Source organism: Streptomyces sp. AK010 (assembly GCF_014207295.1).
GTDB classification, from domain to species: domain Bacteria; phylum Actinomycetota; class Actinomycetes; order Streptomycetales; family Streptomycetaceae; genus Streptomyces; species Streptomyces massasporeus.
The window spans coordinates 333,947-340,052 of sequence record NZ_JACHCX010000002.1; the positions used below are offsets into that span (position 1 = coordinate 333,947).

6 protein-coding genes are annotated in these 6,106 nt (G+C 71.6%); 4 read left to right on the forward strand and 2 right to left on the reverse strand.

What is annotated here, in order from left to right:
- The first annotated feature begins 77 nt into the window (after positions 1-77).
- On the forward strand, positions 78-533 hold the full coding sequence (locus tag HDC93_RS04790) for an ATP-binding protein (RefSeq protein ID WP_185007461.1): 456 nt from the start codon (positions 78-80) through the stop codon (positions 531-533).
- A gap of 14 nt (positions 534-547) precedes the next feature.
- A complete protein-coding gene (locus HDC93_RS04795; RefSeq protein ID WP_185007463.1) occupies positions 548-1,444 on the forward strand; it encodes an amidohydrolase family protein in 897 nt (298 codons plus the stop codon).
- Here HDC93_RS04795 and HDC93_RS04800 read toward each other — a convergent pair.
- Together HDC93_RS04800 and HDC93_RS04805 are read right to left on the reverse strand one after the other, a co-directional pair.
- Positions 1,434-1,865 carry a glutaredoxin domain-containing protein gene (locus HDC93_RS04800; protein ID WP_185007465.1) on the reverse strand — a complete coding sequence of 144 codons (432 nt, stop codon included), beginning with the start codon at positions 1,863-1,865 and terminating at the stop codon, positions 1,434-1,436. The two genes, HDC93_RS04795 and HDC93_RS04800, sit on opposite strands and share 11 nt — an antisense overlap.
- A gap of 35 nt (positions 1,866-1,900) precedes the next feature.
- Complete coding sequence (locus tag HDC93_RS04805; RefSeq protein WP_185007467.1) at positions 1,901-2,740, reverse strand: hypothetical protein; 840 nt, start codon at positions 2,738-2,740, stop codon at positions 1,901-1,903.
- A gap of 84 nt (positions 2,741-2,824) precedes the next feature.
- On the opposite strand from HDC93_RS04805, the gene HDC93_RS04810 reads away from it, so the two are divergent.
- Together HDC93_RS04810 and HDC93_RS04815 are read left to right on the forward strand one after the other, a co-directional pair.
- Positions 2,825-3,610, forward strand: coding sequence for an SDR family oxidoreductase (locus tag HDC93_RS04810; RefSeq protein WP_185007469.1), 786 nt, complete (start codon positions 2,825-2,827; stop codon positions 3,608-3,610).
- A gap of 139 nt (positions 3,611-3,749) precedes the next feature.
- Positions 3,750-5,318, forward strand: a complete 1,569-nt coding sequence (locus HDC93_RS04815) for a sodium:solute symporter family protein (RefSeq protein WP_185007471.1) — start codon at positions 3,750-3,752, stop codon at positions 5,316-5,318.
- The last annotated feature ends 788 nt before the right edge of the window (positions 5,319-6,106 follow it).

Below are 6,106 nucleotides of genomic sequence, written 5' to 3' on the forward strand. Positions count from 1 at the left end.
ACGCGCGCCCGTACAGTCACGCTCCGTACCGTGGTCGTCGCTGTTCAGGGTAGGGACGGGCGACCACGCTGGGTGACATGAGCCAGAAATCTCTCGCTGAAATCGGCACCCCCGTACGTCACTTCACGCTCCAGCTCTCCGCCACTCGAAGAGGTGCTCGACTGGCGCGCCTGCTCACCGAACGTCAGCTCGACGAATGGGGCGAGTCCTGCGACGCCGCCGCTCAGGTGGTGGCCGAGCTGGCGTCGAACGCGGTGCTGCACGGGCGCGTTCAGGGCAGGGACTTCCGGCTGGCCCTGAGTCTTCACGCCGACCGCACGCTCCGTATCGAGGTCACCGACGCCCGGGGCGACCGGATCCCACGGCTCCCGGGGCCGGTCGCGCAGGACGCGGAGGGCGGGCGCGGACTGCTGATCGTCACCGCGTACGCGCACCGCTGGGGGGTGGTGGAGTCCGCGGCCCACGGCAAGACGGTATGGGCGGAACTGGTGCCGGGCCGGAAGGACTTGTCCGGGCCTGTCGGTCTAGGGTGATCCCGTGGAGCGGCATGAGTGAGCAGCGCAAGGTGTCCGAGGAGGCCGGTGAGGTCCGCCGGTTCTGGGGGCGTCTGGGGCTTCCCGGGCTGATCGACGTCCATACCCACTTCATGCCGGAGCGGGTGCTGCACAAGGTGTGGGACTACTTCGACACCAACGGGCCGCTGGTCGGCGGGCTGGAGTGGCCGATCACCTACCGGAAGGCCGAGGAGGAGCGGGCGGCGCTGCTGCGGGACTTCGGTGTGCGGGCCTTCACCTCGATGCTCTACCCGCACAAACCCGGCATGGCCACGTGGCTGAACGGCTGGGCCGCCGACTTCGCCCGCCGCACCCCCGACTGCCTGCACACCGCCACCCTCTACCCCGAGCCGGACGTGGAGACGTACGTCCGCGAGGCCGTGGCGGCGGGGGCGCGGGTGTTCAAGGCGCATGTGCAGGTGGGCGCGTACGACCCGGCGGACGAACGGCTCGATCCGGCGTGGGGAGTGCTGGCCGAGGCCGGGATAGCCGTGGTGATGCACTGCGGCTCCGGGCCCGCGCCCGGCAAGCACACGGGCCCCGAGCCCGTCGCGCGGTTGCTGGCGCGGCACCCGGGGCTGCGGCTGATCGTCGCGCACATGGGCATGCCCGAGTGGGAGGAGTTCCTCGACCTCGCCGAGCGGTACGACGAGGTGCGGCTGGACACGACGATGGCGTTCACGGACTTCACCGAGGACTTCATGCCGTACCCGCGCGAGGCCCTGCCCCGGTTCGCCGCGCTCGGCGACCGCATCCTGTTCGGCTCCGACTTCCCCAACATCCCCTACCCGTACCTGCACCAGCTCCAGGCCCTGGAACGCCTCGGCCTCGGCGAGGAGTGGCTCAGGGCCGTGTGCCACGACAACGCGGCGGCACTCTTCACCCGGTGAGCCGCTCGCGCACCCACGCCGGGTCGGGGTTGGTGTGCGCCCGGCCCGCCACGACGACGGTCGGCACGGTCTCGTTTCCCTGGTTGGCCGCCCGCACCACCGCGGCCCCGGCCGGGTCCCGCCAGATGTCGACCCAGTGCACCCGGCGGGCGTCCCGGCCCAGGCGGACGCGCAGCCGCAGGCAGTACTGGCAGCCCGGCCGCCCGTAGACGACCGGCCGTCCGTCGGCCGCGCTGCGCCGCTCCGCCTCCGGCGCCCCGACGGACCGGGGGAAGACCAGCGGCGAGTGCGTGCCCGCGAGCAGGAGGAAGAAGAGAAGCGTGACTACGGCGGAGGCGGTGCTCCCCGTGAGGACGAGCCCCGCGGCACCGGCCGAGCCGGCGAGCACCAGCAGGATCGGCAGCATCCAGGCGCGCTTCATGAGAGCCGAGGGTAGCCCCGTGCCGTGCGGCGGCCTCAGCGCAGCAGATCCACGTACGTGTCCGTGCCCGGCACCGTCGGGATGAACGGCGCCACCAGTTCCACCCTGCCCAGACCCGACTCCGCCACCGCCGCGTCGAGGCCCGTGAAGCAGGTGTCCCAGCACTCCCTCGGGTCCGTCCGGAGGAACCACAGCAGCGTCAGCCGGGTGTCGACGCCCTCGACCTGCTTCACGTACGTCATGCGGTCGCCGGGGAGGGGGGTCGGGCTGAAGAGCGTCACCAGCGCGGCCGGGGAGCCCGCCAGGCGTTCGGGGAGGTGGCGGGTGCGCAGCCACTGAAGGAGCGGGGCGCGCTGCTCGGGGGTGTCCGCCTCGACGACTTGGAGGACCAGGCCCGCGTAGGGGTGGTCGAGGGCGTGGACGTCCCGGGGGCCGGCCGCGCCGTCGCGGTACACCGTCGCCTCGTGGTTCTGGAACGCCGTGAGGACGTGGGTGCGGTCGTGGTAGACGCGGGCGTCCCGGTTGAGGCGCTTGTTGATGGCGACCGTCCAGCGCATGTGGTCGTCGTAGCGGCCGGCGGTGATCCAGTACGTGGAGAGGTAGCAGCCCGCGGTGACCGGCCGGGCGATGGCCGACTTCTCGGGGTAGCGCAGGAGTTGCAGGTCCCGGGTCGCCACCCAGCGGCGGCCCGCGTACATCCAGGGCATGGCCATCGCACCGGCGTAGTAGTGGTCGTCCTCGTACCAGCGGTTGTAGGCGTACTCGTGGCCGGGATGCGGCTCGACCATGGTGATGAGGGCGTGGCCGGGGTGGGTGCCGTAGGGGCCGACGGCGGCCAGTTCGGCGTACAGCTCGCTGCGGGTGTCCTCGCTCATGCCCTTCCCCTTCGTCGGTGACTGACCCATACTCTGACGCTCCGTCAGATAGAACGCCAGGGTCCGGTCCGGGGAGGTCCTGCCATGTCACTGCTCGCGGGAAAGACGGTCGTCGTGTCGGGGGTCGGGGCCGGACTCGGGCGGCAGGTCGCGGCGGCCGTCGTGCGGGACGGCGGGCGTGTCGTGCTCGGGGCCCGCACCGAGGCGAGCCTGGCGAAGACGGCCGCCGAGATCGACCCCGACGGGGAGCTCACCGCGTACCGCTCCACGGACATCCGTGACGAGGCGCAGTGCGAGGCGCTGTCCCGGGTGGCGCGGGAGCGGTTCGGGGGGATCGACGCCGTCGTCCATGTGGCCGCGCTGGACGGGTACTTCGGTGGTCTGGAGGACGCCGACTTCGAGTCCTGGCGGTCCGTCCTCGACGTGAACCTGCTGGGCACGCTGCGGATGACCCGGGCCTGTCTGCCGTCGCTCAAGGAGGCCGGCGGATCCGTCGTGTTCGTCGGGACGCAGTCGGCGGTGGCCGCCCCCTCACAGGTGCGGCAGGCGGCGTACGCGGCGTCGAAGGGCGCGCTGACGAGTGCCATGTACTCGCTCGCGCGGGAGCTCGGGCCACACCGGATCCGGGTCAACACCGTGCTGCCCGGCTGGATGTGGGGGCCGCCGGTGCAGGCGTACGTGCAGTTCGCGGCGCAGTCGGAGGGTGTGGAGGAGGCGGCTGTCCTGGAGCGGCTGACCGGGCGGATGGCGCTGCCCGAGCTGGCCACGGACGCGGACGTGGCCGATGCGGCGGTGTTCCTGGCGTCGGACCGGGCGCGGGCCATCACCGGGCAGTCCTTGCTGGTCAACGCGGGGGAGCTGATGCGATGAGCCGAGATGATGCGTTCATGTAGATGAACCAAGGCCATCACGCCGAACAATTTTACCTCCCCTTGACCTCACGGTGACTTGTCGTGTTCACGCGGCAGCGCCCACGATGAGCGCCGGGCCGATCCCTGGGAGGGCGCACATGAACGGTCTCGACTGGGCCGTGCTCATCGGCTACTTCGCCGTGATGGTCGCGATCGGCGTCTGGTCGCACAAACGCGTCGACAACGTCAGCGACTTCTTCACCGCCGGCGGCAAGATGCCCTGGTGGCTGTCCGGCATCTCGCACCACATGTCGGGCTACAGCGCGGTGATGTTCACCGGGTACGCGGGCATCGCCTACACCTACGGCGTCACGTCCTTCGTCACCTGGTCCTTCCCCATCGCCCTCGGTATCGCCATCGGGTCGAAGCTGTTCGCCCCGCGCATCAACCGGCTGCGCTCCCGGCTCCATGTGGCCTCCCCGCTGGAGTACCTGAAGAACCGCTACGACCTGAAGACGCAACAGGCGCTGGCCTGGTCCGGGATGCTGCTGAAGATCGTGGACGTGGGCGCGAAGTGGGCGGCGATCGCCACGCTGCTGTCCGTCTTCACGGGCATCTCCCTCAACCAGGGCATCCTCATCACCGGCGGCATCACGGCGATCTACTGCACGATCGGCGGCCTCTGGGCGGACGCGCTGACCGAACTCGGCCAGTTCGTCATCCAGTTGCTGGCCGGCATCGCGATGTTCGTGGCGGTCTTCGTACGCCTCGACGACCACGGCGGCTTCTTCGGCGTCTGGGACTCGCCCGAACTCCAGGGCCACGAGAAACCGCTGGTCGGGCCGTACGGCACGGTGTTCCTGCTCGCCTTCCTCTTCATCAAGCTCTTCGAGTACAACGGCGGCATGCTCAACCAGGCCCAGCGCTACATGGCCACGCCGAACGCCAAGGAGGCCGAGCGCTCCGCCCGCCTCTCGGCGATCCTCTGGCTGGTCTGGCCCCTGGTCCTGTTCTTCCCCATGTGGATGTCGCCGCTGCTGGTCGAGTCGCAGAAGCCGGACGGCTCGGACTCATACGCCCTGATGACCGAACAGCTGCTGCCACACGGCCTGTTGGGCCTGGTCATCGTCGGCTTCTTCTCGCACACCATGGCCATGTGCTCCTCCGACGCCAACGCCATCGCGGCCGTCTTCACCCGGGACTGCGCGCCGGTGATCTGGGCGAGGGCCCGGACCTGGAACCAGAGCCAGGGCCTGCGGGTGGCCCGTATCGCCACGGTCGTCTTCCTCGGTCTGTCCATGGCGGCGGCGACCCAGGTCAACTCCCCCGCCTTCAAGGACATCATCACGGTCGTCATCAAGTGGGTGGCCGGTCTGATGGGCCCGATGGCGATCCCCATGATGCTTGGCCTGCTGCGCGCGTTCCGCCGCTCCGGCCCCACGGCGGCCCTGGTCAGCTGGTCGATGGGCCTGCTCGCGTTCTGGCTGGTGAACTACCCGATCAACTGGAACGTCGAGGGCGGCGTCCCGCTCCAGTACCAGGTGTCGATCCCGCTGGCGGTGTCGCTGGTCCTGTACATCCTGGTCGGCTACATCAGGCCGGAGGACACACGGGAGCGGCTGGCGATCATCGAACGCATCAACACGGACGGGGACGACACGGCGGCGGCCACGATCCCTGCACCGGCCGGCCCGGCGGACGACGTGGTCCGGCTCGGCAAGGACTGAACCCCGCCGGGCGGCCACCCCCTCGACCGGGGTGGCCGCCCGGCGGCATGTCGTACCCCGCACCGCGGGCGCCACGGCGGCGGGCCGGGCTGTCGATGGGCGTCGCCGCCGGGGCCGAGCCCCGGGGCGCCCGGGCGGAGAAGGGGGCAGGTGCTTCGCCCGGAGGTGTGTCGGGGTCGGGCGCCGGGCAGAGGGGGGGGCGAGCCCGCCGCCTCCGGTTCGTGGGTGGGCCGCGGGCGGGGTAGCTGACAAGCCGGGTGGCCGGCCGGCAGCTTGAGCGGGGGGGCCGGGCTCTCCGGCAGCGGGCGAGCCGTGCGGGGCGGGCTCTGGGGCGTCCCGGCGGAAGCGGGGGCGGGTGCTTCGCCCGGAGGTGTGTCGGGGTCGGGCGCCGGGCAGAGGGGTGCGGGCCCGCCTCCGGTTCGTGGGTGTGCCGCGCGTCGTCACCGCACAGCATGTCCCCCCGCCGCCGCCCGACCTCGCTTTCGCCCGGCTCGGTCGCGTCCCGGCAGCCCCTGCCGGTCTGTCCGGCGTGCAGGAGACCGCGTCACCCCGACGGCACTTGTGGCGGTGTGCGCCCTGCGGGAGCCGCAGGCGTTGCCGCCCCCAGGCCCGTGCCGCGCTGGCTGGGGCCGGTTCAGGCCCTCGGGTAGCGGGCCAGCCAGCCCGGGGAGGAGCCGGCCTGGCCGTGCAGGGCTCGGTCGCGTCCCGGCAGCCCCTGCCGGTCTGTCCGGCGTGCAGGAGACCGCGTCACCCCGACGGCACTTGTGGCGGTGTGCGCCCTGCGGGAG